Origin of the sequence: Streptomyces sp. NPDC059696 (assembly GCF_042733745.1) — a bacterium.
Classification (GTDB): Bacteria; Actinomycetota; Actinomycetes; order Streptomycetales; family Streptomycetaceae; genus Streptomyces.
Map to the genome: position 1 here is coordinate 139,998 of NZ_JBHWFG010000011.1, position 25,926 is coordinate 165,923.

23 protein-coding genes are annotated in these 25,926 nt (G+C 72.0%); 12 read left to right on the forward strand and 11 right to left on the reverse strand.

Going from position 1 to position 25,926, the window contains the following annotated elements; all coding sequences use genetic code 11:
• Nucleotides 1-75: 75 nt before the first annotated feature.
• Entirely contained in the window at nucleotides 76-1,302 is a 1,227-nt protein-coding gene (locus ACFV20_RS14980; protein WP_385656324.1) for an ROK family protein, read from the reverse strand.
• Nucleotides 1,303-1,423: 121 nt separating this feature from the next.
• On the opposite strand from ACFV20_RS14980, the gene ACFV20_RS14985 reads away from it, so the two are divergent.
• The 3 genes from ACFV20_RS14985 to ACFV20_RS14995 all read left to right on the forward strand — a co-directional run bounded on the left by ACFV20_RS14985 (nucleotide 1,424) and on the right by ACFV20_RS14995 (nucleotide 7,088).
• Nucleotides 1,424-2,827, forward strand: coding sequence for a hypothetical protein (locus ACFV20_RS14985; RefSeq protein ID WP_385656326.1), 1,404 nt, complete (start codon nucleotides 1,424-1,426; stop codon nucleotides 2,825-2,827).
• Nucleotides 2,824-4,761: a glycogen debranching N-terminal domain-containing protein gene (locus ACFV20_RS14990; protein WP_385656328.1), complete on the forward strand. Its 1,938-nt coding sequence runs from the start codon at nucleotides 2,824-2,826 to the stop codon at nucleotides 4,759-4,761. The genes ACFV20_RS14985 and ACFV20_RS14990 overlap by 4 nt, the downstream gene beginning before the upstream one ends.
• Before the next feature lie 509 nt (nucleotides 4,762-5,270).
• Nucleotides 5,271-7,088 carry a sulfatase-like hydrolase/transferase gene (locus tag ACFV20_RS14995; RefSeq protein WP_385656461.1) on the forward strand — a complete coding sequence of 606 codons (1,818 nt, stop codon included), beginning with the start codon at nucleotides 5,271-5,273 and terminating at the stop codon, nucleotides 7,086-7,088.
• Here ACFV20_RS14995 and dusB read toward each other — a convergent pair whose 3' ends face one another.
• Nucleotides 7,089-8,222, reverse strand: coding sequence for a tRNA dihydrouridine synthase DusB (dusB, locus tag ACFV20_RS15000; RefSeq protein WP_385656329.1), 1,134 nt, complete (start codon nucleotides 8,220-8,222; stop codon nucleotides 7,089-7,091).
• Nucleotides 8,223-8,299: 77 nt separating this feature from the next.
• On the opposite strand from dusB, the gene ACFV20_RS15005 reads away from it, so the two are divergent.
• Both ACFV20_RS15005 and ACFV20_RS15010 read left to right on the forward strand, forming a co-directional pair.
• The gene (locus ACFV20_RS15005; protein WP_385656331.1) at nucleotides 8,300-9,748 is read left to right on the forward strand and encodes an MFS transporter; all 1,449 of its coding nucleotides are present in this window, start codon (nucleotides 8,300-8,302) and stop codon (nucleotides 9,746-9,748) included.
• A gap of 30 nt (nucleotides 9,749-9,778) precedes the next feature.
• Nucleotides 9,779-9,982, forward strand: coding sequence for a hypothetical protein (locus tag ACFV20_RS15010; protein ID WP_385656333.1), 204 nt, complete (start codon nucleotides 9,779-9,781; stop codon nucleotides 9,980-9,982).
• Here the strand turns inward: ACFV20_RS15010 and ACFV20_RS15015 are convergent.
• Entirely contained in the window at nucleotides 9,964-10,938 is a 975-nt protein-coding gene (locus tag ACFV20_RS15015) for a helix-turn-helix domain-containing protein (RefSeq protein WP_385656335.1), read from the reverse strand. The two genes, ACFV20_RS15010 and ACFV20_RS15015, sit on opposite strands and share 19 nt — an antisense overlap.
• A 101-nt stretch (nucleotides 10,939-11,039) precedes the next feature.
• Here ACFV20_RS15015 and ACFV20_RS15020 point away from each other — a divergent pair, with 101 nt between their 5' ends.
• Both ACFV20_RS15020 and ACFV20_RS15025 read left to right on the forward strand, forming a co-directional pair.
• Entirely contained in the window at nucleotides 11,040-12,473 is a 1,434-nt protein-coding gene (locus tag ACFV20_RS15020; RefSeq protein WP_385656337.1) for an MFS transporter, read from the forward strand.
• Nucleotides 12,474-12,587: 114 nt separating this feature from the next.
• A complete protein-coding gene (locus tag ACFV20_RS15025) occupies nucleotides 12,588-12,821 on the forward strand; it encodes a hypothetical protein (RefSeq protein ID WP_385656339.1) in 234 nt (77 codons plus the stop codon).
• 228 nt (nucleotides 12,822-13,049) lie between these two features.
• On the opposite strand, the gene ACFV20_RS15030 is transcribed toward ACFV20_RS15025, so the two are convergent.
• The 3 genes from ACFV20_RS15030 to ACFV20_RS15040 form a co-directional block, all read right to left on the reverse strand.
• Nucleotides 13,050-13,643 carry a TetR family transcriptional regulator gene (locus ACFV20_RS15030; RefSeq protein WP_385656341.1) on the reverse strand — a complete coding sequence of 198 codons (594 nt, stop codon included), beginning with the start codon at nucleotides 13,641-13,643 and terminating at the stop codon, nucleotides 13,050-13,052.
• A gap of 25 nt (nucleotides 13,644-13,668) precedes the next feature.
• On the reverse strand, nucleotides 13,669-14,673 hold the full coding sequence (locus tag ACFV20_RS15035) for an aldo/keto reductase (protein WP_385656343.1): 1,005 nt from the start codon (nucleotides 14,671-14,673) through the stop codon (nucleotides 13,669-13,671).
• A 191-nt stretch (nucleotides 14,674-14,864) separates the two neighbouring features.
• Nucleotides 14,865-15,482, reverse strand: coding sequence for a LysE family translocator (locus tag ACFV20_RS15040; protein ID WP_385656345.1), 618 nt, complete (start codon nucleotides 15,480-15,482; stop codon nucleotides 14,865-14,867).
• Nucleotides 15,483-15,842: 360 nt separating this feature from the next.
• On the opposite strand from ACFV20_RS15040, the gene ACFV20_RS15045 reads away from it, so the two are divergent.
• Nucleotides 15,843-16,946 carry an endonuclease/exonuclease/phosphatase family protein gene (locus ACFV20_RS15045; protein ID WP_385656347.1) on the forward strand — a complete coding sequence of 368 codons (1,104 nt, stop codon included), beginning with the start codon at nucleotides 15,843-15,845 and terminating at the stop codon, nucleotides 16,944-16,946.
• 87 nt (nucleotides 16,947-17,033) lie between these two features.
• Here ACFV20_RS15045 and ACFV20_RS15050 read toward each other — a convergent pair whose 3' ends face one another.
• Nucleotides 17,034-18,416 carry a glycine--tRNA ligase gene (locus ACFV20_RS15050; RefSeq protein WP_234848362.1) on the reverse strand — a complete coding sequence of 461 codons (1,383 nt, stop codon included), beginning with the start codon at nucleotides 18,414-18,416 and terminating at the stop codon, nucleotides 17,034-17,036.
• A 239-nt stretch (nucleotides 18,417-18,655) separates the two neighbouring features.
• Here ACFV20_RS15050 and ACFV20_RS15055 point away from each other — a divergent pair, with 239 nt between their 5' ends.
• The 4 genes from ACFV20_RS15055 to ACFV20_RS15070 are packed head-to-tail and all read left to right on the forward strand — an operon-like array spanning nucleotide 18,656 to nucleotide 21,789.
• Entirely contained in the window at nucleotides 18,656-19,621 is a 966-nt protein-coding gene (locus tag ACFV20_RS15055) for a metal ABC transporter substrate-binding protein (protein ID WP_385656350.1), read from the forward strand.
• Between the two features lie 20 nt (nucleotides 19,622-19,641).
• A complete protein-coding gene (locus ACFV20_RS15060) occupies nucleotides 19,642-20,409 on the forward strand; it encodes a metal ABC transporter ATP-binding protein (protein WP_385656352.1) in 768 nt (255 codons plus the stop codon).
• Nucleotides 20,409-21,311 (forward strand): metal ABC transporter permease, encoded by a 903-nt coding sequence (locus tag ACFV20_RS15065; protein WP_385656354.1) that lies wholly within the window; start codon nucleotides 20,409-20,411, stop codon nucleotides 21,309-21,311. The genes ACFV20_RS15060 and ACFV20_RS15065 overlap by 1 nt, the downstream gene beginning before the upstream one ends.
• A gap of 58 nt (nucleotides 21,312-21,369) precedes the next feature.
• Nucleotides 21,370-21,789 carry a Fur family transcriptional regulator gene (locus ACFV20_RS15070; protein WP_385656355.1) on the forward strand — a complete coding sequence of 140 codons (420 nt, stop codon included), beginning with the start codon at nucleotides 21,370-21,372 and terminating at the stop codon, nucleotides 21,787-21,789.
• A gap of 216 nt (nucleotides 21,790-22,005) precedes the next feature.
• On the opposite strand, the gene ACFV20_RS15075 is transcribed toward ACFV20_RS15070, so the two are convergent.
• From ACFV20_RS15075 to ACFV20_RS15090, 4 genes are all read right to left on the reverse strand, one after another.
• Nucleotides 22,006-23,403: an MFS transporter gene (locus tag ACFV20_RS15075; protein WP_385656357.1), complete on the reverse strand. Its 1,398-nt coding sequence runs from the start codon at nucleotides 23,401-23,403 to the stop codon at nucleotides 22,006-22,008.
• Between the two features lie 261 nt (nucleotides 23,404-23,664).
• A complete protein-coding gene (locus tag ACFV20_RS15080; RefSeq protein ID WP_385656358.1) occupies nucleotides 23,665-24,498 on the reverse strand; it encodes an isoprenyl transferase in 834 nt (277 codons plus the stop codon).
• Between the two features lie 83 nt (nucleotides 24,499-24,581).
• Entirely contained in the window at nucleotides 24,582-25,328 is a 747-nt protein-coding gene (gene recO, locus ACFV20_RS15085; RefSeq protein WP_385656359.1) for a DNA repair protein RecO, read from the reverse strand.
• 26 nt (nucleotides 25,329-25,354) lie between these two features.
• Nucleotides 25,355-25,570, reverse strand: coding sequence for a hypothetical protein (locus ACFV20_RS15090; protein ID WP_385656361.1), 216 nt, complete (start codon nucleotides 25,568-25,570; stop codon nucleotides 25,355-25,357).
• Nucleotides 25,571-25,926: the final 356 nt, after the last annotated feature.

Genomic DNA, 25,926 nt, shown 5'->3' on the forward strand with positions numbered 1-25,926 from the left:
GGGTGGCGAGAATCACGCTGCCACAGCCGCCCGGATTTCACCATGCGGACGCGACTCGGAACCGAAACGCGGCCGTCACACCCCCAGCGCGCGCAGCCGCTCCTCGACCCGCTCGGGCGCGTAGAGGTGCTCCACGACCATCGCACCGGCTCCGACCAGCGCGGCCCGCTCGCCGAGACGCGCGGTCACCACGTCCAGGTGCGCGGTGGAGCGGGGCAGAGCCCGCTGGTACAGCAGCTCGCGCACCCCTGTCAGGAAGGGAGTTCCGGCCAGATCCCCGGCGATCATCAGCACCCCGGGGTTGAGCAGTGTCACGACGGTCGCGAGCACGTCCCCCACCCGCCGCCCCGCCTGCCGGGCGAGGCCGACCGCCTCCGGGTGCCCGGCCGCCAGCAGGTCGCGCACGTCCGAGCCGGAGGCCGCCGGCACCCCGGACTCCGCCAGCCGCCGCGCCACCGCGCCACCGCTCGCGACGGCGGCCAGGCAGCCGTACGCACCGCACCGGCACAGCGTCTCGGCGCCCTCCGGTACCCGGATGTGCCCGATGTCGCCGGCGCCGCCGTCGACACCCCGGAACAGCGCGCCGTCCACCACGACCCCGGCACCGATGCCGGTGGAGACCTTCACCAGCACGAAGGCCGAGCAGTCGGGGTAGCCGACGCGCTGCTCGCCGTAGGCCATGAGGTTGGCGTCGTTGTCCACCAGGACCGGCACCCCCGCGGCCCCCGCGTGCTCGGCGAGCGCCCGGGCCAGCCGGCCCCTTATGTCGTAGCCGTCCCAGCCGGGCATGATCGGCGGTTGGACGACGCGGCCGGTCTCGGTGTCGACCGGGCCGGGCACGGCGAGCCCGACCCCGCAGACCGCCGCGGCGCCGCGCCCGGTCTTCTCCAGCAACTCGGCGAACCAGCGGCCGAGTTCACCGAGGACGGCGTCCGGCCCGTCCTCGATGACGAGGGTGCCGGAGTGCTCGGCGAGGATCTCACCGCTCAGCGACAGCACGGCCGCCCTGGCGTGCCGGGTGTCGAGGTCACCGGCGAGGACCACCGCGTGCTCGTCGTCGAACTCCAGGGTGATGGAGGGCCGCCCGCCCAGCGGCGAGTCCACCGGCCCCCCTGCCCCCTCGCGCAACCAGCCCGCACGGAAGAGCCGGTCCAGCCGCTGCCCGACGGTCGCCCGGGACAGTCCGGTCGCCTGCTGCAGCGCGCCCCGGGTCACGGCGCGGCGGCTGCGTACCAGTTCGAGCAGATCGCCCGCGCTCGCCTGGCCCGCGCCTCGTCCGGTTCTTCCGGCCCGTCCGGTCATGCACACCCCCTTGTGTTTCCCAACCTTGCCTTACATAGTGGGTTTTGCGTGTTAAATAGACGTAACCCCACGGTAGCCGCAGCCGAACCCGTCGGCCGGACGTCTTTTCGGAGAGCCCCGAGTGGACCGCACCGCCCAACGCGCCCCACGTCCCCCAGGACGCACCGTCGCATACGATCCGTCCTCCTCCGCGCCGCCCCTGCACACCAGGGCCGCCGCCGTGCTGGAGGCCGGCTGGACGGGGGCGTCGACAGTGCCCTCGCGCAGTCTGTACCCGCACCAGTGGTCGTGGGACTCGGCGTTCATCGCGATCGGCCTCAGGCACCTGTCGCCGTTACGGGCCCAGACGGAGCTGGAGACGCTGCTGGCGGCCCAGTGGGCGGACGGGCGGATCCCGCACATCGTGTTCAACCCCTCCGTCCCGCTCGACGCGTACTTCCCGAGCCCCGACTTCTGGCGCTCCTCGACCGCCGGGCGCGCCGCCGGTGCCCCGCGCGGCGTGGAGACCTCCGGGATCGTGCAGCCACCGGTCCACGCCCTGGCCGCGTGGCTGGTGCACCTCGCCGACCCGGGCCTGTCCAGGGCGCGCGGCTTCCTCACCCGGGCGTACCCCCGACTGGCCGCCTGGCACGACTATCTCCTGCACCGGCGCGACCTCGGCGGGGGCGGCCTCGTGTCCGTCGTGCACCCCTGGGAACAGGGTATGGACAACAGCCCCTGCTGGGACCGCCCGTTGTCCCGTGTCACACCCGCCCCGGCCCGCTCCTTCCGGCGCGCCGACCTCGACCACGGCGCCCCCGAGGACCGGCCGACGGATCTGGACTACGGGCGGTACGTGCGGCTGGCGGCCGACTACCGGGACGGCGGATACGCCGACGGAGCCGGCGACTTCGCCGTCGAGGACCCGGCGTTCAACGCCCTGCTCATCGCCTCCGAGTACGCGCTGGACCGGATCGCGCGGGAGCTGGGCGTGGCCCGGCCGGACCGCGCCGAGCGGCTGACCGCCACGCTCGTGGAGCGGCTGTGGGATCCGGCGGCGGGGATGTTCCTGTGCCGGGACGTGCGCGCCGGTGAGCCGATTCCCGAGCGCGGCGTCTCCGGGCTCGTCCCGCTGCTGCTGCCCGCCCTGCCGCGCGACCTCGCGGCCACCCTGGTCCGCACCGTCTGCGGCCCGCACTTCGGCCTCGGCGGCGCGACCCGCCTGGTCCCGAGCTACGACCTGCTCGGCGAGGCCTTCGACCCGCACCGCTACTGGCGCGGCCCGGCCTGGTTCAACACCAACTGGCTGCTGGAGCGGGGGCTGCGGCTGCACGGCGAGCGCGGCCGGGCCGACGCCCTGCGCAAGGGCATGCTGCACACCGCCGGCGCCTCCGGATTCGCGGAGTACGTCGACCCGTACACGGCTCAGGCCTGCGGCGTCACCGGTTTCGGCTGGACCGCCGCGCTCACGCTCGACCTGCTGCACGACCGGCCCGCACGGGGCAGGAACGGCCTCACGGCGCTCAAGGAAGGGGACCGAGCATGACGGACCGGCACCATCTGCTCGTGCACGGCCGGACGTTCGCCGCCGTCGGCGACCGCGGCGACATCAGCGGCTACCGGGGCGGCAGCGCCCCGGACGGCCTGTTCGTACGGGACGCGCGGCATCTGAGCCGCTGGCAGCTCACCGTCGACGGGGCCGTGCCCGACACGCTCACCCCGGTGGCCGACGGGGACACCGCGACCTGTGTGCTCGTCCCGCGCGGCGGCCGCGACGAACCGCCCGCCTGCACGCTCTTCCGCGAACAGGCCGTCGCGGACGCCTCGTTCGTCGAGTCACTGCGTGTCACCAGCAACCGTCCCACGCCGACGACGGTCCACCTCGCGGTCACCGTCGACGCCGACTTCACCGACCAGTTCGAACTGCGCTCCGACCACCGCACCTACAGCAAGCCCGGCGCCGTCCGCTCCCGCCGGGTCCTCGACCACGGGGTGGAGTTCGCCTACCGGCGCGGCGAGTGGCGGTCCGTCACGACGGTGACGACCGATCCGCAGCCGGACGCCGTGGAGGAGACCGGCACCGGTGCCCGACGCCTGGTGTGGACCCTGGACCTCGCACCGCACGGCACGGCCGAGCTGACCCTGCGGGTCATGGCCCGACCGCACGGCGACCGGCGCGCCCTGCGCGTCCCCCGCTCCCCCGCCGCCGTCCGCGAACAACTCCGCTCTCGTGAGCGCGAGTTCACCCGGGGTGTGGACTTCCCGGCCGGCTGGCCCGAGCTGGCCGCCGCCTGTACCCGGGGTCTCGCCGACCTCGCCGCCCTCCAGGTCCCGGCCACCGGCCCCGACGGCGAGGATCTGCGCGTCCCGGCCGCCGGCGCTCCCTGGTTCCTGACCCTGCTGGGCCGGGACGCCCTGCTGACCTCGCTGTTCGCCCTGCCCTACCGGCCGGGCCTGGCCGCCGCGACCCTGCCCGCGCTCGCCGCGACCCAGGCCACCGGGACCGGCCCCGACGGGATCGCCCAGCCGGGCAAGATCGTGCACGAGGTGCGCCACGGCGAACTGGCCCACTTCGGCCAGGTCCCCTACGGCCGCTACTACGGTTCGGTCGACGCCACGCCGCTGTTCCTGGTCCTGCTCGGCGCCTACACCGAGCACACCGGCGACACCGGCCCGGCCCGCCGCCTCGAATCCCACGCCCGGGCCGCGATCACCTGGATGCTCGACCACGGCGGCCTGACCTCGCGGGGCTACCTGGTCTACCGCGCCGACCAGGGCGGCCTCGCCAACCAGAACTGGAAGGACTCCCCCGGCGCCATCTGCTCCGCCGACGGCACCCGCCCGCACGGGCCGGTGACGGCGGCGGGCGCTCAGGGCTACGCCTACGACGCCCTGCGCCGCACGGCGTACCTCGCCCGCACGGTGTGGCAGGACACCACGTACGCGCACCTGCTGGAGCAGGCGGCCGGCGATCTGCGCGACCGTTTCCAGCGGGACTTCTGGATGCCGGAGCGTTCCTTCCCGGCCCTCGCTCTCGACGGCCGGGGCCGGCAGGTCGACGCGCTCGCCTCCGACGCCGGGCACCTGCTGTGGTCGGGGCTGCTGGACAAGGAGTACGGCGAACAGGTCGGCCGGCGGCTCCTCGAACCGGACTTCTTCTCCGGCTGGGGCGTGCGCACCCTGGCCGCCGGGCAACCGGCGTACCACCCGCTCTCCTACCACCGCGGCTCGGTCTGGCCGCACGACAACGCGCTGATCGCCCTGGGGCTGGCCCGCTACGGACTGCACGACGAGGCCCGCGCGATCGCCCGCGGCCTGGTCGACGCGGCGGCCGCGACGGGCCACCGGCTCCCGGAGGTGCTCGCGGGCTACGGCCGTGACACGCACCCGGAGCCGGTGCCGTACCCGCATGCGTGCGTGCGGGAATCGCGTTCGGCCTCGGCCCCGTTGGCGCTGCTCACGGCGGTCGGCGTGGTCTGAGAGGCGGTTGGCCCGCCGTTTGCCGGGTGTTTGCCGAGCGCTGGCCCGGCGGGCTGAACACACCTGGAGGACGCACCGTACGGAACGGTGGCGGACCCGCACCCCCACCCGGGTCCGCCACCTCACCTTTTCCGCATGGGAAGGACCTCCGGGTGCCTGTCTTCACACGCTCCAGCGAGCCGCCGCAGCCGAGCGACGCCACAACCGAGGCCACCACCGAGGCCACGGCAGACACCGAGGGCGGGGCAGGGGCCGGGGCCGGGGCGGAGGCCGGGGCGGAGGCCGGGGCCGGGGCGGAGGCGGGACCCGAGGTCGCGACGGAGACCGAGGCTGCGGCGAAGCCCGACGAGGCGGAGGCCGGGCCGGAGACGGAGGCTGCGGCGGAAGCCGAGACTCTGGCGAAAACCGGGGGCGAGGCGGAGGCCGGGCCGGAGACGGAGGCCGAGGCCGGCGGGGCCAGGGCCGAGACTGCGGCGAAGACCGGGGGCGAGGCGGATTCCGGGCCGGAGATGGCGGCCGAGGCCGGCGGGGCCAGGGCCAGGGCCGGGGGCGCGGTGGAGGCCGAGGGTGGGGTGGCGGGGTTTGGTGGGCCGGAGCAGGGGGCGGCGGCGGCCGGTTCTCCGGGGACGGCGGCCGCACGTACCGGAACCGGCTCCCTTCCCTCGTCTCCGCGCGCCTGGCGCACCCGCCATCCCGGGTCCGCCCGCGTGCTCCGTCTCACCACCACGGCTCTCGCCGCCGTCCTGGTCCTCGGCGCACTGCTGCTGCCCAACACGCTCCCCGCCCTGAAGGCGGCCGGCTTCGTGCGGATGCCGGTGGAGGCGGTTCTCGGGGCCGTCGTCGTCCTGGCGCTGCCCCGTCGGCCCCGGCTCGCGGCGGCGGTGCTCTACGGGCTCGGCCTCACCGTGCTGACCACCGTGAACCTGCTCGACATGGGGTTCAACGAGTACCTGGGCCGAGGCTTCAACGCCGCGCTCGACTGGGACCTGCTGCCCGATGCGCAGGCGTACGTCGAGGACACCTTCGGCGGGGGTGTCGCGACCGCCGCCGCCGTCGGCGCGGTCGTGCTCGTGCTGCTCGTCGCGGCCGTCATGGTCGCGGCGTCGGTCCGGCTCGCCGGTGTGCTGGCCCGCCACCGGGTGCGGGCCTCGCAGGGCGCCCTGGCCGCCGGGGTCGTCTGGGTCACCTGCTCCGCCCTGGGCCTGACCTTGTTCGGCGGCCCGATCGCCTCCGAGCGCGGGGCCGGTGCCCTCAAGGTGCACGCGCAGCGGACGCTGGAGTCGCTGCGGGACGAGGCGGCGTTCGTAAAGGAGTCGAAGGCGGACACCTTCGGCAACACCCCGCCCGGCGAACTGCTGCCGGACCTGCGCGGCAAGGACGTCGTCTTCACGTTCATCGAGAGCTACGGCCGCAGCGCCATCGAGGACCCGGTCATGGCCCCCGGCGTCGACCGCACCCTGGACACGAGCACCGAGGCGTTGAAGAAGGCCGGTTTCGCCGCCCGCAGCGGCTGGCTGACGTCGGCGACCTACGGCGGCAGCAGCTGGCTCGGCCACTCCACGACCATGTCCGGCCTGTGGATCGACAACCAGCGGCGCTACCGCACGGTCAGCGCCGGCGACCACCTCACCCTCACCAAGGCCTTCCAGAAGACCGGCGCCTGGGACACGGTCGGTGTGATGCCGGGCGTGCAGAAGGGCTGGCCGGAGGAGAAGTGGTACGGCCTGGACAAGCTCTACGACGCCTTCGACCTGGGCTACAAGGGGCCGAAGTTCAGCTGGTCGACCATGCCCGACCAGTACGCGCTGGAGGCGTTCCAGCGGCGGGTGCACGGCAAGAAGCGGGACAAGCCGCTGATGTCGTTCGTCATCCTGACCTCCAGCCACCAGCCCTGGGCGCCCATCCCGAAGACGGTCGGCTGGGACGAACTCGGCGACGGGTCGGTCTTCGACGCGATCCAGAAGGCCGGCAACAAGGCCTCGGACATCATCACCGACACCACCAGGTCCCGCGAGGAGTACGGCAAGTCCATCCAGTACTCGGTGACCAGCCTCACCCAGTGGCTGGAGCGCTACGGCACCGACGACACCGTCCTGGTCTTCCTCGGCGACCACCAGCCCATCGCCCGGGTCAGCGGCGACCACGCCTCCCGGGACGTGCCGGTGTCGATCGTCGCGAAGGACCCGAAGGTCCTGGACAAGGTCGCCGACTGGCACTGGACCGAGGGCCTCAGGCCCGAACACGACGCGCCCGTGTGGAAGATGAGCTCCTTCCGCGACCGCTTCCTGACGGCGTTCGGCTCCACGCCGCGCCCCTCGAAGGGCTGATCAGCCGCCGGAGGTGTCGAGCTCGGCGTCCTCGCCGACTCCGGCGCAGTCGTAGGGGTCCTTCAGCCAGCCGTCCGGCAGCACCACGCGGTTGTTGCCGGACGTACGGCCGCGGGGCCCGTCGGCGCCGGCGGGCCAGGGCTGGTCGAGGTCCAGCTCGTCCAGGCCCGAGCGCAGCTCCTCCAGGGACGAGGTGATCGCGAGACGCTTTCGCATCTCGGAGCCGACCGCGAAGCCCTTCAGGTACCAGGCGACGTGCTTGCGGAAGTCGACGACGCCCTTGGACTCGTCGCCGATCCACTCACCGAGCAGCGCGGCGTGCCGGACCATGACGTCGGCGACCTCGCGCAGGGCGGGGCGGGCGATGTCCTCGGTGCGGCCCTCGAAGGCAGCGACCAGGTCGGAGAAGAGCCAGGGCCGCCCCAGGCAGCCGCGGCCCACGACCACGCCGTCGCAGCCGGTCTCGCGCACCATCCGCAGGGCGTCCTCGGCCGACCAGATGTCGCCGTTGCCGAGCACCGGGATCTCCGGCACGTGCTCCTTCAGCCGGGCGATGGCGTCCCAGTCGGCGGTGCCGCCGTAGTGCTGGGCGGCGGTGCGGCCGTGCAGGGCGATGGCGGTGACGCCCTCCTCGACGGCGATGCGGCCGGCGTCGAGGAAGGTGATGTGGTCGTCGTCGATGCCCTTGCGCATCTTCATCGTCACCGGCAGGTCGCCGGCCCCGCTGACGGCCTCGCGCAGGATGGCCCGCAGCAGGTGCCGCTTGTAGGGCAGCGCCGAGCCGCCGCCCTTGCGGGTGACCTTCGGCACGGGGCAGCCGAAGTTCAGGTCGATGTGGTCGGCGAGGTCCTCCTCCGCGATCATGCGGACGGCCTTGCCGACGGTCGCGGGGTCCACGCCGTACAGCTGGATGGAACGGGGGCGCTCACTCGCGTCGAAGTGAATGAGCTGCATGGTCTTCTCGTTGCGCTCGACCAGGGCCCTGGTGGTGATCATCTCGCTGACGAACAGGCCCTTGCCGCCGCTGAACTCCCTGCACAGGGTGCGGAAGGGCGCGTTGGTGATCCCGGCCATGGGGGCCAGGACGACGGGCGGCCGGACGGTGTGCGGACCGATCTGGAGGGGCGTGGACATGCCTCCATTGTGCCGTGCAATGAGAGGGCAAAGTCATTAGTTAGCCACACTATCGAAGTCGGCGTACGATGGACCGCATGCCCGAGCTCAGTCATCGCCGCCGCATGCTGGTGCTCGCGATCTGCTGCATGAGCCTGCTGATCGTGAGCCTCGACAACACGGTCCTGAACGTGGCCCTGCCCTCCATGCAGCAGGACCTGCACGCGAGCACATCCGGCCTGCAGTGGACGATCGACGCCTACACCCTGGTCCTGGCCTCGCTGCTGATGCTCGCGGGCTCCACGGCCGACCGGATCGGCCGCAAGCGGGTCTTCATGGCGGGTCTGGTGGTGTTCACCGCCGGCTCGGTGCTGTGCTCCCTCGCGCCCGATCTGGAGGCGCTGGTCGCCTTCCGGATGGTGCAGGCGGTGGGCGGCTCGATGCTGAACCCCGTCGCCATGTCCATCATCACCAACACCTTCACGGACCCGCGGGAGCGGGCCCGGGCGATCGGCGCCTGGGGCGCGGTGGTCGGCATATCGATGGCCGCCGGCCCGCTGGTCGGGGGCCTGCTGGTGGACTCCGTCGGCTGGCGCTCGATCTTCTGGATCAATCTGCCGGTGGGCCTGGCGGCCCTGCTGCTCACCCTGCGCTTCGTCCCCGAGTCCCGCGCGCCCCGGGCCCGCCGCCCCGACCCGGTCGGGCAAGTGCTGGTGATCGCGCTGTTCGGCTCACTGACGTACGCGATCATCGAGGCGCCGAGCACGCCGTTCGGGTCGATCGCGCCGCTGGCCGCCGTCGCCCTCGCGGCCCTGGTGGGACTGCTCCTCTACGAGCCGCGTCGCAAGGAGCCGCTGATCGACCTGCGGTTCTTCCGCTCGGCGCCGTTCAGCGGGGCGACGGTGATCGCGATCAGCGCGTTCGCGGCGCTCGGCGGCTTCCTGTTCCTGTCGACGCTGTACCTGCAGAACGTGCGGGGCCTGACCGCCCTGGAGGCGGGCCTGTGGATGCTTCCGATGGCCGTGCCGACGTTCCTGTGCGCACCGCTGTCGGGCCGCCTCGTCGGCTCCCGCGGTCCGCGCCTGCCCCTGCTGATCGCGGGCACGGCGATGACGACCAGCGGCGTCCTGTTCGCCGCGTTCGAGGCCGAGACCTCCGATGTCACGCTCTTCGCCGGCTATGTCCTGTTCGGCATCGGCTTCGGCTTCGTCAACGCGCCCATCACCAACACGGCGGTGTCCGGCATGCCGCGCGCCCAGGCGGGCGTGGCCGCGGCGGTCGCCTCCACGAGCCGGCAGCTCGGCCAGACGCTGGGCGTGGCCGTGGTGGGCGCGGTGCTCGCCTCGGGCGTCGGCGCGTCCTCGTACCGCGAGGTGTTCGTGTCCGCGGCCAGGCCCGGGTGGTGGATCCTCGCCGTGTGCGGGTTCGCGGTGCTGGCGCTGGGGGCGGTGACGAACGGGCGGTGGGCCCGCGGGACCGCCGAGCGGGCCGCGCGGCGCCTGGAGCCACCGGAGGTGCGGGACGTGGCGGTGACCGCGGACCGCTGATGGCCGGTGCCGTGCGCTTCACTGTCCGCCATGGAGCGCACGCAAGCCACCGTCGACGACCTGCTGGGCAGGTTGGACCGGCGAACGGCCACCTCTGCCTTCGACTGGATGGAGCGGCTCACCCGCATCACCGGCTGGAGCGAGCCCGCCCGGCGGCCCGGCCTGGAGCGGACCGAGACGGAGGCCCGCTTCTTCGGCACCCACTGGTCCATGAACTACCGGGAGAGAGCCTGAGGGCCCGACTCCCTGTTCAGCGCCATCTCCCTGTTCAGGGCCATCTCCCTGTTCAGGGCCATCTCCCTGTTCAGGGCCATCTCCTGGAGCATGTCCAGCCGCCGCCGGGACTCCTCGTCCGCCGGGACGTATGTGACGATCCGTGGTCCCGTACCGGGTGTCAGCCACAGGTCCGTGTGGTCGACGGTGATGCGGCCGACGTGGCGGTTGCGGAACTCCTTGCGCTTGGAGCGGTGGGCGACCACCTCGTGGCGGTCCCAGGCCTTGCGGAACGCGGGTGACTCGCTGTGCAGCCGGTCGAGAAGCATCTTCCAGGCCGGCTCGGCGAGATGGCCGGCCATCATCGCGCGGAAGCGGGCCGCCATGAGGCGCTGGGTCTCCTCCAGGTGCACGATCGAGGACTGCCACTCGGGGTGGGTGTAGGAGAGGACGATGCAGTTGCGGTCCTCCGGCGGCACCGTGTCCAGGTCGCACAGCAGCAGCCCGTAGGTGCGGTTGAAAGCGAGGATGTCGTACCGGCTGTTCTGCAGGCACGCCGGGAACGGCTCGACCTGCCCCAGCAGGGCCCGCATCGCCGGTGTGACCGACGGGCACATGGTCGCCGGGGTCGGATCGGCGGCCCCGGCGAGCTGGAAGAGGTGTGCGCGTTCGCTCGGGTCGAGCAGCAGCGCCCGGGCCAGCGCGTCCAGGACCTGCACGGAGACCTGGATGTCCCGGGCCTGCTCCAGCCACGTGTACCAGGTGACGCCCACCGCGGAGAGCTGGGCGACCTCCTCCCGGCGCAGTCCGGGGGTGCGGCGCCGGCGGCCCCGGGGCAGCCCGACCTGCTCGGGGGCGATCCGCTCGCGGCGGCTGCGCAGGAAGGCCGCCAGTTCGTGCCGGCGCACGTCGGTGTCGCGGGGCACGGCCTGCGCCGCGGGTCCGCGGGGCGTCGTCTCGTGCGCCGTGGTCGTCATGCCCCCAGCATGCCCTTGCCCGGACCCTGTTTCCAGGTGGTGCCACTACCAGGATAAGAACACTCTGGTACCAGCCTGGGCGACGCCGCAGGCTCGTGACCGTGACCACCGAATCCCTTGCCCCGAGTCCCGTCCGTTCACCCACCGCCCCCGCTCCCGTGCTCGGCGGGCTCGGGCTGTTCGCGGTGCTGCTGGCCGCGGCCCTCCCCCTCATCGACTTCTTCATCGTCAACGTCGCCCTGCCCACCATCGGCACCGACCTCGGCGCGAGCGAGTCCGTGCTCGAACTCGTCGTCGCCGGGTACGGCCTGTCGTACGCCGTCCTGCTGGTCCTCGGGGGCCGGCTCGGCGATCTGTTCGGCCGGCGGCGGCTGTTCCTCGCGGGGATGGCGGCCTTCGGGCTGACCTCGCTGGCCTGCGGGCTGGCGCCCGGCGCCTGGTCGCTGGTGGCGGCCCGGGTCGCACAGGGCGCGTCGGCGGCCGCGATGCTGCCGCAGGTGCTCGCCACCATCCAGGCGACCACCACCGGCCCCCGGCGGGCCAGGGCCATGGGCCTGTACGGCGCGACCGCCGGACTGGCGATGGTCGCCGGGCAGATCCTCGGCGGGGTCCTGGTGGCCGCGGACATCGCCGGGACCGGCTGGCGGTCGGTGTTCCTCGTCAATGTGCCCGTCGTGCTCGCGGGGCTGGTTCCGGCCGTCCGGGCCGTCCCCGAGACCCGCTCGACGCGCCCGGAACCCGTCGACGTCCCGGGCACGTTCCTCCTCGCGGCCTCCCTCCTCACCCTCCTCGTGCCGCTCACCGAGGGCCGGTCGGCGGGCTGGCCGCTGTGGACGTGGCTGTCCCTGGCGGCCTTCCCCTTCGTGGTGGCGGCGTTCTTTACGGTGGAGCGGCGGGCCGACCGCGCGGGCCGTACGCCGCTGGTGCCGCCGAGTATGTTCGCGCTGACCTCGCTGCGCCGCGGACTTCTGCTGGTGCTGCCCTTCTCGATCGGCTTCAGCGGGTTCATGTTCGTGATCGCGGTGGCGTTGCAGCAGGGGGCCGGTCTGAGTCCGGTCGCCGCCGGTCTGGCGCTCGCGCCGCTGGCGGTGGTGTTCTTCGTGTTCTCGCTGCTGGGTCCGCGCCTGGTCGCCCGGTACGGCACCCGTGTGGTGACGGCCGGCGCCGCCCTCCAGGGTGTGGGCCTGGCCCTGATGACGCTGGCCGCTTGGCGGTTCTGGCCGCATCTGGGCTTCGTCGAACTGCTCCCGGGCGCGGCGGTCGCCGGTGCGGGCCAGGCGCTGCAACTCCCCGTCATCTACCGAGTGATCCTCTCCGAGGTGCCGCCCGCCCGGGCCGGGGTCGGCAGCGGCGTGATGATCACCACCCAGCAGTCGGCGCTGGCCCTCGGCGTGGCGACCCTGGGCACGCTGTTCCTGTCGCTGGTCCCGGGGATGGGTATGCGGGACGCCCTGGTCACGACGCTGCTGGTGCAGCTCGGCGGTGTCCTGCTGACCGGTCTGCTGAGCCTGCGGCTGCCCCGCACGATTGCCTGAGGTCTCTCACAGCCTGATAACGCACTTCCGGGGAAGCCCTGTTGATGTCGGTCGTGCTGCACACTCCTTGCTGCGGGCAGGCCGGGACGGCAGTTTCTCGATGCGGAGGGCGTCATGGCGCAGATCGACACGAGCAAGGTCAGCCGGTGGGACCAGCACGGCCGGGAGCACGTGGTGCGGGTGCTCCGGACGGGCGTGCAGCGCACGATCAGATGCGACACCTGCGGCTGGCGCCGAGGCGCCCAGTTCCTGCCCTGGCTGAAGGCGGAGGAGCACCTGCTGGAGGCCCACCAGGCCACGGTGGATCCGACGGGCGGCGTGACACGGCAGCGTGACGCAGCGGTATGACGCAGCGGTGTGACGGCGGCATGGCCGGTGGCGCGGCGGCGGCGTATCGGCGGCGCTGAGGTGGCGTGCGGAGCGCCCCGGCTGGGCGCGTGCCCCGGCTGAGGCGCTCACCACCCCAACCCCACGCGCCCCGGCTGGGCGCTCACCCCAGCCCAAGCGCCCTGGCCAAAGCGCTCACCCCAGCCCACGCGCCCCGGCTGGGCGCTCACTCCACCCCCTGCCCCCGGCCTACGGCGTCCGCCGCAGCCCCTGTACCAGCAGGTCGACCACCGCTGCGAAGTCCGCCTCGGTGCCCGGCTCCTCCCACTCCCGCGCATAACAGGGGTCGTGGAAGCGGCCGGTGGCCTGGAAGACCGCGCGGGCGGAGGCCTCCGGGTCGGGGGCGGCGAAGTCGCCGGTCTCGACGCCGGCCTGGATGATGCGGGTCAACTGCGTCTCCAGGTCGGTGATGTGCTCGCTCACCGCCGTGCCGTTCTCGTCGGTGAGGACCGTGTACGTGGCGAACAGCTCGGGGTCCTCCCCCGCCTTGCGGCGCTTGGCGGCGAACAGCGCGGCGAGCCACTCCCGCAGCCGGTCCTCCGGGACGGTGTCCGCGGCGACGATCCCGGACAGCTGCCCCGACGTGCGGTCCAGCCAGCGCTTGGTGACCGCCTCGCGCAGCGCCGCCTTCGTCCGGAAGTGGCGGTACACGCTGCCGTGGCTGACGCCGAGCGCACGCGCCACGTCCACCACGGTGGCCTTGGCCGGGCCATGGCGCCGCAGCACCTCCTCGGTCGCTTCGAGGATGCGCTCGGCGGTCAGGATCTCGCTGGTCGGTGCCATGCCCTGACCGTACCCAACGCCCGGTTCAGCTCTCGAGGTGCGCCATCTGGGCCGCCGGGTAGCGCTCGCCCGCGGCGGCACCGGCCGGTATCGCCTCCTCGATCGCGGCCAGGTCGGCCGGCTCCAGCGTGACGTCCAGCGCGCCCAGTGCCTCCGTGAGCCGGTCGCGGCGGCGGGCTCCGACCAGGGGCACGATGTCCTCACCGCGGGAGAGCACCCAGGCGATCGCGATCTGCGCGACGCTGACGCCCTTCTGCTCGGCGATCTTCCGCAGGGCCTCCACGAGGTTCAGGTTGTGCCGGAGGTTGTCGCCCTGGAAGCGCGGCGACATCGCACGGAAGTCGCCCGCGCCGAGCTGCCGGTCGGCGGTGAAGTGGCCCGAGATCAGGCCCCGGGAGAGCACGCCGTACGCCGTGATGCCGATGCCCAGCTCGCGGGTGGTGGGGAGGATCTCGTCCTCGATGCCGCGGGATATGAGGGAGTACTCGATCTGGAGGTCGGACACGGGTGCGGTGGCCGCCGCCCGCCGAATGGTCCCGGCACCGACCTCGCTGAGGCCGATGTGCCGGACGTAGCCCTCCTCGACGAGCTCCGCTATCGCGCCGACCGTCTCCTCGATGGGGACGTCCGGGTCGAGGCGGGCGATGCGGTAGACGTCGATGTGGTCGACGCCGAGCCGCTGGAGGGAGTAGGCGGCGAAGTTCTTCACGGCGGCCGGGCGGCCGTCGTAGCCGGACCAGCTGCCGTCCGGGCCGCGCAGGGCGCCGAACTTCACGCTGATCAGGGCCTGTTCGCGCCGGGCAGCGGGGGCGGTGCGCAGGGCCTCGCCGATCAGCATCTCGTTGTGACCCATGGCGTAGAAGTCGCCGGTGTCGAGCAGGGTGACGCCCGCTTCGAGCGCCGCGTGGATCGTCGCGATGGACTCGGTCCGGTCCGCCTCGCCGTACAGGGCGGACATACCCATGCAGCCGAGGCCGAGGGCGGACACCTGGGGGCCGGTGTTTCCGAGGGGGCGGGTAAGCATCGTCATGCCCTCCACCATGCCATGACAGCTGACAGATTTCAATATCTGTCAGCCGATACTTGTCAGCAGACCGGTATTTGTCAGCAGACCGATACTTGTCAGCAGGCCGGTACTTGCCATCGGCCGGTACTTGCCGGCAGTCGACACATGTCAGCGGCCCGCGGACGCGTCAGCCGACCGCCACCCTCGTCCCGTGGCTACCGCGCCGTGAACGCCAGCTTCGCCCCCAGTGCCACGAACGACCCCGCGAAGCCCCGCCGCAGCCAGGCCGTCACCCGCGGCCGGCCCACCACGTGCCGGCGGACCGACGCGGCCAGTACCCCGTACGCGGCGAACACCGCGAAGGTCGCCAGCATGAAGACCCCGCCGAGCGCCGCCATCCGCGGCACCGCGTGCGGCTCCCCGGGGTTCACGAACTGCGGCAGGAACGCGAAGAAGAAGATCGTCAGCTTCGGGTTGAGGATGTTGACCAGCACGCCGCGCACGATCACCCGCCGCGCCGGCACCTCCGGGGCCGCCTCGTCCTCCTCCACCACGAGCGCGCTCTTGTCCCGCGCCGTCGCCCACGCCATGTACAGGAGGTAGGCGACACCGGCGTACTTCAGTACCTGGAACGCGGTCGCGCTCGCGTGCAGCAGCGCGGCGGCGCCGGTGACCGTGGCCAGCAGGTGCGGGACGATGCCGAGCGTGCAGCCGACGGCCGCGACGACACCGGCGCGGCTCCCCCGGGAGAGTGCGGCGGCGAGGGTGTAGACGACGCCGGTGCCCGGCGTGGCGACGACGACAAGGGTGGTCAGCAGGAACGCGATGCTCATGCCGCCACCCTGGGTCCGCCCCGCCCACCGGAACAGGACCAATCACCCTCGGCCCTCCAGGACCAATCCCCCTGGACAATCCAGGACCAGCGCCCTCGGCCCTCCAGAACCAATCACCCTGGCCCTCCAGGACCAGCCCCTCGGCCCACCAGAACCAACCACCCTGGCCCCTCCAGGACCACCCCCCTCGGCCCTCAAGGCCCGATCCACGCGCCCCGGCGATCGCACAGGCCCCAATCGCCCCACCGTTCGACACGCTTCACACCGGCTCGGACAATGGAAAGTGCCGGTGAGCGGTCTCCCCGGCGGCGCCCGCCCATCGGTCGCGCGGCACTCCTGCGCCGCCCGAGGGAGCGCGTCATGACGATCCGTATCGCGACTTTCAACACGGAGAACCTCTTCCGCCGCCCCAAGGTCTTCCGCCTGCCGGGCGACAAGCAGCGCCGCGAGATCCTCGACGACTACGCCGAGCTGGTCTCCCTCCTGGAGAAGAAGACCTACGACGACGACACCAAGGCCCGTGCCGCCGAACTCCTGAAGAAGCACCGGGTGCACGACTCCCGCTCGGACAGGCCGTTCTTCGTCAACGAGACGCGCGGCCAGGGCACGCTGTTCAGGACGAAGGGCGGCGGCGAGCACGTCACCTTCGAGATCGTGGCCAAGGGCCGCTCGGGGTGGACGGGCTGGGTGGAACTGGTCCGTGACGACCTCGACTGGGAGGTGGTGCACAACACGGGCCGCGTGATCACCGAGGTCGACGCGGACATCCTGCTCACGGTGGAGGTGGAGGACCGGACGACCCTGCGCCGCTTCAACGAGCAGGTGCTGGGCGCCGACCTGAAGAGGACGCCGTACCCGTACGACATGGTGATCGACGGGAACGACCCGCGCGGCATCGACGTGGGGATCCTCAGCCGCCACCCGATCACGTCCCTGCGGTCGCACGTGTTCGACACGGACCCGGACCGCCCCGGCACGTATCTGTTCAGCCGGGACTGCCCCGAGTACGAGATCCAGATCGGCGGCACTCCGCTGTGGCTGCTGGGCAACCACCTCAAGAGCCAGAGCGGCGACGACCCGGAGCTGCGCGTCGCCCAGGCCAAGAGGGTGGCGTCGATCTACCAGGCCGCCCTGGAGCGCTCCCCCTACGTCGTGGTCGCGGGTGACCTCAACGACGAGCCGTCCAGCGAGGCGATCCGGGCCCTGCTGGGGACGGGCCTGCGGGACGTGATGAGCCACCCGTCCTACCGGGGCGCCCCGGGCACCCACGGCACGGGCGCCTCCGAGAGCCAGAAGCTCGACTACGTGCTGCTGCCGCCACCCCTGTGGGAGCAGGTGCAGCACGTGGAGGTGGAACGGCGCGGCGTCTGGGCCCCGTCCACGTTCAAGTCCTTCGACACCGTCACCTCGAAGTGGAACCGCGCCTCGGACCACGCGTGCGTCTACGTCGACCTCGACCTCTGAGCGTCCGAGCCGGCCAGGAGCCGTGAAACGCCGCGGCGCCGGGCCCCTCCGTGGAGGAACCCGGCACCGCGCGGCAGTGAGAGGCGGTCAGCAGCCGACGAGGCGGGCCGCCAGGTAGCCCTCGATCTGGTCGAGGGAGACGCGCTCCTGCTTCATCGAGTCGCGCTCGCGGACGGTCACCGCGTTGTCCTCGAGGGTGTCGAAGTCGACGGTCACGCAGAACGGCGTACCGATCTCGTCCTGGCGGCGGTAGCGGCGGCCGATGGCACCGGCGTCGTCGAACTCGATGTTCCAGTTCTGCCGCAGCGCCTGGGCCAGGCCCTTGGCCTTCGGGGACAGCTCCGGGTTGCGGGACAGCGGCAGCACCGCGACCTTCACCGGGGCGAGGCGGTGGTCGAGGCGCAGCACGGTGCGCTTCTCCATCTTGCCCTTGGCGTTGGGGGCCTCGTCCTCGATGTAGGCGTCCAGGAGGAACGCCAGCATCGCGCGGCCGACACCGGCCGCGGGCTCGATGACGTAGGGGGTCCAGCGCTCGCCGGCCTCCTGGTCGAAGTAGGTGAGGTCCTGGCCGGAGGCCTTGGAGTGGGCGCCGAGGTCGTAGTCGGTGCGGTTGGCGACGCCCTCGAGCTCGCCCCACTCACTGCCGCCGAACTGGAAGCGGTACTCGATGTCGGCGGTGCGCTTGGAGTAGTGGGAGAGCTTCTCCTGCGGGTGCTCGTACCACCGCATGTTCTCCTCGCGCAGGCCGAGACCGGTGTACCAGTTCCAGCGCTGCTCCATCCAGTACTCCTGCCACTTCTCGTCCTCGCCCGGCTTGACGAAGAACTCCATCTCCATCTGCTCGAACTCGCGGGTGCGGAAGATGAAGTTGCCGGGCGTGATCTCGTTGCGGAAGGACTTGCCCATCTGGGCGATGCCGAACGGCGGCTTGCGGCGCGAGGTGGTCTGCACCTGCGAGAAGTTGGTGAAGATGCCCTGCGCGGTCTCGGGACGCAGGTAGGCGACGGAGCCGGAGTCCTGGGTCGGGCCGAGGTGGGTGGACAGCAGGCCCGAGAACTGCTTGGGCTCGGTGAACTGGCCCTTGTTGCCGCAGTTGGGGCAGTTGACGTCGAGGAGGCCGTTCTCCGGGGCGCGGCCCTTCTTCTCCTCGTAGGCCTCCTCCAGGTGGTCCGCGCGGAACCGCTTGTGGCAGGAGGTGCACTCGGTCAGCGGGTCCGTGAAGGTGGCGACGTGACCGGAGGCGACCCAGACCTCGGGGGCCAGGATCACGGACGAGTCGATGCCCACGACGTCCTCGCGCGACGTCACCATGTAGCGCCACCACTGGCGCTTGAGGTTCTCCTTGAGCTCGACACCCAGGGGGCCGTAGTCCCAAGCGGCGCGCTGACCGCCGTAGATCTCACTACAGGGGAATACGAAGCCACGGCGCTTGCTCAGGCTGACGATGGTGTCGATCTTGTCGGCGGCCACGGTGCTCTCTTCATTACGACGACGAATACTGACGGGTGCGGAGTGGAAGCGCCTCGATGAGGGGTGGTGGTCGGGATCCGGGCGGGCGAAGCGAGTTGCTTCCAGCGAATGATTCAGGTTACCGGCGGGGGCGCCCCCTCAATCAAATCGCTCCCCCCATGGCGGCCTCAAGGACCCGCCGGGACTCCGCTGAGACCGTTTGTTGACAACGGTTTCCATATTTGTTGAAAATGAGTGTCATGAACGTACGACGACGCCTCATACCCGCCGCCGTGGCCTCCGCTCTCGGCCTCGGCACCCTGACCCTGACCGCCTGCTCCAGCGACAGCGCGGCGACGGGCAACACGGACAAGTTCGACGTCGTCGCCTCGTTCTACCCCATGGCGTTCCTCGCGCAGCAGATCGGCGGCGACCACGCGAACGTCACCAGCCTGACCGAGCCCGGCCAGGAGCCGCACGACCTGGAGATCAGCACCAAGCAGCGCGCGCAGCTGGAGGAGGCCGACGCGGCGCTCTACCTCAAGGGTCTCCAGCCCGCCGTCGACGAGGCCGTCGGCCAGACCGGCATCAAGACCAAGATCGACGCGGCCACGCTGACCCACCTCGAGGACCACGGCACCGGCGGCCACAGCCACGAGGGTGAGGAAGCCCACTCCGAGGAGCACTCCGACGAGGAGGAGCACGGCCGCGACCCGCACGTCTGGCTCGACCCGGTGAAGTACGCCGAGATCGCCCAGGGCGTCGGCAAGGCCTTCGAGAAGGCCGACCCGGACCACGCGGCCGACTACAAGAAGAACACCGAGGCCCTGGTCAAGAGGCTGAACGGGCTGAACGGCGAGTTCGAGAACGGCCTGAAGGACACGAAGACCAAGGTCTTCTTCACCAACCACGCCGCCTTCGGCTACCTCGCCGAGCGCTACGGCCTCACCCAGGAGGCCATCTCCGGTCTCGACCCCGAGAGCGAGCCCAGCGGCGCCCGCGTCCGCGAGCTCCAGCAGGAGGCGAAGGCCGACGGCGTCACCACCGTCTTCTACGAGACACTGGTCTCCGACAAGACCGCGAAGACCCTCGCCCGCGACGCGCACCTGAAGACGGACGTCCTCGATCCGCTGGAGGGCATCACCGACACGTCCCGCGGCGACGACTACTTCCAGGTGATGGAAGCCAACCTCAAGGCCCTGCGGACGGCCCTGGGAGCCAAGTGATCGACCCATCGGAGGACGGCATGACCGAGCCCGTCGTATCCCTGCGCGGCGTCCGCGCGGACCTGGGCTCGCGCCCCGTACTGCGCGGCATCGACCTCACCGTGCACCGCGGCGAGGTCGTCGCGCTGCTCGGCGCGAACGGCTCGGGCAAGTCCACGGCCGTGCGCAGCATCATCGGCCAGGTGCAGACCGGCGCCGGCGCCATCGAGCTGTTCGGCACGGACCGCGGCCGGTTCCGCGACTGGCACCGCGTGGGCTACGTCCCGCAGCGCACCACGGCCGCCGGCGGGGTGCCCGCCACGGTCACCGAGGTGGTGTCCTCCGGCCGTCTGTCCCGGGCCCGCTTCGGCGTGCTGCGCAAGGCCGACCACGCGGCCGTACGGCGCGCCCTGGACCTCGTCGGCATGGCCGACCGGGCCAAGGACTCCGTCGACGCCCTCTCCGGCGGCCAGCACCAGCGCGTCCTGATCGCCCGCGCGCTCGCCTCCGAACCCGAGCTGCTGATCATGGACGAGCCGATGGCCGGTGTCGACCTGGCCAGCCAGGAGGTCCTCGCGCACACCCTCACCGAGCAGGTCTCGCAGGGCGCGACGGTGCTGCTCGTGCTGCACGAACTGGGCCCGCTGGAGCCTCTGATCGACCGGGCGGTCGTCCTGCGCGACGGCTGTGTCGTCCACGACGGGCCGCCCCCGAAGGCCGTCGGACAGCACGCCCTGCCCGGCCACGACCACGTGCACCCGCACGCACCCGCGGGCGCCGAACCGATCCGCACGGGACTGCTGAGCTGATGGACTTCCTCGACTACGCCTTCATGCAGCGGGCCCTGCTCGCCGCCGTCCTGGTCGGCATCACCGCCCCCGCGGTCGGCATCTACCTGGTCCAGCGCCGCCAGGCCCTGATGGGCGACGGCATCGGCCACGTCGCGATGACCGGCGTGGGCCTCGGCTTCCTGCTCAGCTGGTCCCCGGTGTGGATGGCGACCCTGGTCTCCGTCCTCGGCGCGGTCCTCATGGAGCTGATCCGCTGGTACGGCAAGACCCGCGGCGACATCGCCCTCGCGATGCTGTTCTACGGCGGCATGGCCGGCGGTGTGATGTTCATCAACCTCGCACCGACGGGCTCCAACGCCAACCTGACGTCGTACCTGTTCGGCTCCCTGTCGACGGTGTCCCAGTCGGACGTCACCGCGATCTGCGTCCTGGCCGCGTTCGTCGTCCTGGTCACCCTCGGCCTGCGGCGGCAGCTGTTCGCGGTCAGCCAGGACGAGGAGTTCGCCCGGGTGACGGGCCTGCCGGTGCGCGTGCTGAACCTGCTGACGGCCGTCACCGCGGCCGTCACGGTGACGGTGGCGATGCGCGTGGTCGGGCTGCTGCTGGTCAGTGCGCTGATGGTGGTGCCGGTCGCGGCCGCCCAGCAGATCGCCCGCAGCTTCGCCGCGACCTTCGTGATCGCCGTGGCCATCGGCGTGAGCGTGACGATCGGCGGCACCGTCACCTCGTACTACCAGGACGTGCCGCCCGGGGCGACCATCGTGCTGCTGACCATCGGCGCGTTCATCGCCCTGACGGCGCTCGCGGCCCCGCTGGCCCGCCGCCGCGCCCGGGCCCGGGCGGCCGCGGACGGTGCGGCCGATCCCGCCGAGTGCGCGATCCCGGGCAGCCGGCAGGCGACCGACGAGGTCGGCGTCTGACCGCCGCCACCCCGGGCTGGCACAATGGCCCGGGCAAGGCAGACGTGAGGAGGCAACGGTGACGACCGCTGGACCGTCCGTGAAGGGCCGCGCCACCAAGCAGCGGGCCGCTGTGGCGGCGGCCCTGCAGGAGGTCGACGAGTTCCGCAGTGCGCAGGAACTGCACGACATGCTCAAGCACAAGGGCGACTCGGTCGGGCTCACCACGGTCTACCGCACGCTGCAGTCCCTCGCCGACGCCGGTGAGGTCGACGTCCTGCGCACGGCCGACGGCGAGTCGGTGTACCGGCGTTGCTCCACCGACGACCATCACCACCACCTCGTGTGCCGTGGCTGCGGCAAGGCCGTCGAGGTGGAAGGGCCGGCCGTGGAGAAGTGGGCCGATGCCATCGCGGCGGAGCACGGGTATGTGAACGTGGCGCACACGGTGGAGATTTTCGGGACGTGCGCCGACTGTGCGGGGGCCTCCGGCGGTTGAGCCGGTTCTCCTCCGCGCGGTGGGGTGAGGCTGTGTGGCGGCTGCGGAGGGGTGGGGGCTGGTCGCGCAGTTCCCCGCGCCCCTTGGGTTGGTGTCCCTCTGCCCCGTTGGTCAGGACGGGATGAGGCTGCGTTGCGGCTGCGGAGGGGTGGGGGCTGGTCGCGCAGTTCCCCGCGCCCCTGAGGTCGGTGGCCACCTGCCCCGCTTGCACGTTTCTCAGGACGGGATGAGGCCGCGGGCGCTCAGTCTGTGGCGGACGAGCAGTGACAGGGCCGAGGAGGCCAGGATCACGGCGCCGCCGACGCGCAGGATGAGGTCGTAGGCGTCCTCCGGGCCGGTCTCGGGAGTGAGCGACGTGATGGCCGCCGCCACCGCCGCGAGGCCGATCGCGCCGAGCGTGACGAGGGCCGTGAGGACGACGCCCGAGGCCTCTCCCGCCCGGGCGGGTGAGACGACCTGCTGGGTGGCGACACTGGCGAAGGTCCAGCCCAGGCCGAGCCCGAGCGCGCACCAGGTGAAGACGGGCAGGTAGACCCACCAGGACCAGGCGAAGCTGAGCCCGATCATGCCGGTGCCGGCGATCGTCCCGGCCAGGGCCATGACGCTGGTGGCGCGCATCCGGCCGGACAGCCAGGCGCCGATCGGTCCCGAGCAGGCGACCATGACGGCCGGGGCGAGGAACACCGTGCCGGACAGGATCGCCGACAGGCCCCGCACCTGCTGCAACTGGAGCGTGGCGAGGAACACGGTGACGGCGTAACCCATGTTCGCGAGCGAGCCCATCACGGTGACCAGGTCGAAGCGGATGTTGCGGAAGAGCCGGAAGTCGACCAGCGGATGCCGGCAGGTCCGCTCCCGCACTGCGAAGAGACCGCCGGCCACCACGGCGGTCCCGAACAGGGCGAGCGTGCGGGCGTGGTCCCAGCCCCAGGCGCTTCCCCGCTCCACGGCCAGGGTCAGGGCGGCCAGGCTCGCGACGACGGCCAGACATCCCGGCAGATCGATCTGGCGCGGCGCGCTCTCGTCCCGTGAGTCGGGGACGTACCGCAGGGCGATCAGCAGGGAGAGGGCGCTGAGCGGGGCCAGCAGCCAGAAGATCCACCGCCAGCCCGGCCCGTCGGTGAAGCCGCCGCCGACGAACGGTCCGAGGGCGGTGCCGACGTTGGCGATGCCGAACATCGCGCCGAGCGCCCGGGCGCGGGTCTCCTCCGGATAGGCGTTGGTGATGACGGAGACCGACACGGGGAAGATCAGCGCCGCGCCCGCGCCCTGCACGATCCGGGCCACGACGAGCACACCGAGGCTCGGGGCGAGGGCGCAGCCGACGGAGGCGGCGGCGAACAGCCCGGTCCCGGCCAGCAGGATCGGGCGCCGGCCGAGGAGGTCGCCCAGCCGTCCCCCGACGATGAACAGGCAGCCGACGGCGAGCATGTACGCGGATAGCGTCCACTGCGCCGCGGAGACGGTCGTGTCCAGTTCGGCGGATATCCCGGGGATGGCGAGGTTGAGCGCGAAGAAGTCCAGCTGGATGCAGAACAGGGCCAGCGAGGACGCGACGAAGGCCCCGGCCCGGTGTACGGTCCGGCCGGGCGCGCTGACGGCGGTGGAACCCATGCGACCAGGACACCGCCGCAGCGGCCCGACTGCCACCGGAGGGACTGCCGGGCCGGTGGGGGTTGGCGGGCCCCTGGGGGCACCTGGGCCGCCGGGGCTGCCGGGCCGCTGGGGCACCTGGGCCGTCGGGGGGCCGTCGAGCCACTGGGGGCCGTCGAGCCATTGGGGGCTGCCGGGCCGATTGGGAGCTCCCGGGCCGCTCGGGGCTGTCGGGCCGGTGGGGATGGAGGGCCGCCGGGACCTCCTGCGCCGTCTTGGGGCCTATGCCTGCTTGCCCTCCATGGCCAGCAGCTCCTCGTTCGGGATCGCCCCGCCGAAGCGGCGGTCCCGGGAGGCGAACTCCAGGCAGGCCCGCCACAGGTCGCGCCGGTCGAAGTCCGGCCACAGCACGTCCTGGAAGACCATCTCGGCGTAGGCGCTCTGCCAGATCAGGTAGTTGGAGGTGCGCTGCTCGCCGCTGGGCCGCAGGAACAGGTCCACGTCCGGCATGTCCGGGTAGTACATGTACTTCGCGAAGGTCTTCTCGTTGACCTTGGACGGGTCGAGCCTGCCGCTCTTCACGTCCTCCGCCAGCGCCTGGGCCGCGTCGGCGATCTCGGCCCGCCCGCCGTAGTTCATGCAGAAGTAGAGCGTGAGCTTGTCGTTGTCCTTGGTCTGCTCCTGGGCGACCTGGAGCTCCTTGGCCACGGACCGCCACAGCTTCGGCATCCGCCCGACCCAGCGCACCCGGATGCCCAGTTCGTCGAGCTGGTCCCGGGTCTTGCGGATGAAGTCCCGGTTGAAGTTCATCAGGAAGCGCACCTCGTCGGGCGAGCGCTTCCAGTTCTCGGTGGAGAAGGCGTACAGGGAGATGGCGCCCACGCCCATCTCGATGGCGCCCTGGAGCACGTCGAGCACGCGCTCGGCGCCGACCTTGTGCCCCTCGGTGCGCGGCAGACCCCGGTCCTTGGCCCAGCGGCCGTTACCGTCCATGACGATCGCCACATGCTGCGGTACGAACTCCCCGGGGATCTTCGGGGGCCGCGCGCCGGACGGGTGCGGCTCCGGCGTCCTGTACTCCCGGCGCTGGCGCCCCAGGATCCCGCGTACGGCCATGTGTTTCTCGTCTCCTCGTGCTCGCTTGCTGCTGTACTGCTGTGCTGCTCGGTCGTGCGCTGCCCTGTCGTGCGCCGCTCGCGCTACTTCTCGACGTAGCGCAGGGAGCGCAGCCCGCGCTCCATGTGCCAGTGCAGATAGGCGGACACCAGCCCGCTGCCCTCCCGGACGTAGCGCGCCTCGCACGCGTCGGCGGTGTCCCAGTCTCCCGTAAGCAGGGCGCCGAGGAGTTCCAGGGCCTGGGGCGAGGGTACGACGCTGCCGGGGACGCGGCAGTCCCCGCAGACGGAACCGCCCGAGGCGACCGAGAAGAACCGGTTCGGTCCGGGCATCCCGCACTTCGCGCAGTCGGTGAAGCTCGGGGCGTACCCGTTCACGGCGAGGGAGCGGAGCAGGAACGCGTCGAGCACGAGATGGGGTGCGTGCTCCCCCCGGGCGAGGGTCCGCAGGCCGCCGACCAGCAGCAGGTACTGCTGCACGGCCGGCTCGCCCTCGTGGTCGGTGAAGCGCTCGGCGGTCTCCAGCATGACGGTCCCGGCCGTGTACCGGGCGTAGTCGCTGACGATGCCGCCGCCGTAGGGCGCGATGGTCTCGCTCTGGGTGCACAGCGGCAGCCCGCGGCCGACCAGCTCGCTCCCCTTCGCGAAGAACTGCACGTCGACGTGGGAGAACGGTTCGAGACGCGCACCGAACTTCGACTTCGTCCGGCGCACGCCCCGGGCCACCGCGCGTACCCGTCCGTGACCGCGCGTGAGCAAGGTGATGATCCGGTCCGCCTCACCCAGCTTCTGGGTGCGCAGCACGATGCCGTCGTCGCGGAACAGACTCATGGAGCCATTCTGGCAGGGCCGTCACGTCAAGGGACCTCGCCCCTGCTGCGGGCGTTGGCGTACGCGGTCGCCGCGCTCAGCCGCTCGGCGGGGGTGGCGTGTCGGACGGCTCGGGGGTCGGCGTCCCACTCCCTGCCGCCTCCGTACGGCCTCAGCTGCACATAGGGCCCCTCATGCCCCATGACGATGCCGATGCGACCGCTGCGGGTGTCCACGACGTACGCGCCGACCGGAGGCTTCACCGCAGCACCGCCGTGGGCCGACGGCTGCCGTGCAGGGCGCTGCGACGGGTGCCCCGTACGGCGGAGCGACCCGGTGCGACGAGCGGGCAGGGCGCTTTTCGCGCGAGACTCACCGGGTCGAGCTCCAGTGTGGGCGGGATCATTCCGGCCCTGGCGAGTTCTGCCCGCAATTCTTTCACCGCGTCCTCCGTTTCTCCGGCGCTGGGCGCCGAGTTCCGTGCCTCCACCGTGCTCCCCCTTCCTGCGCGTTTTCACTCTTCGCGTCCTGACGGTGACGCTCGGCGACTACACTCCGGAGGGGTGTATGACCTACAACTGCGCCGCAACGCGCAGGGGTTCGGCACGGGGCACTGCAG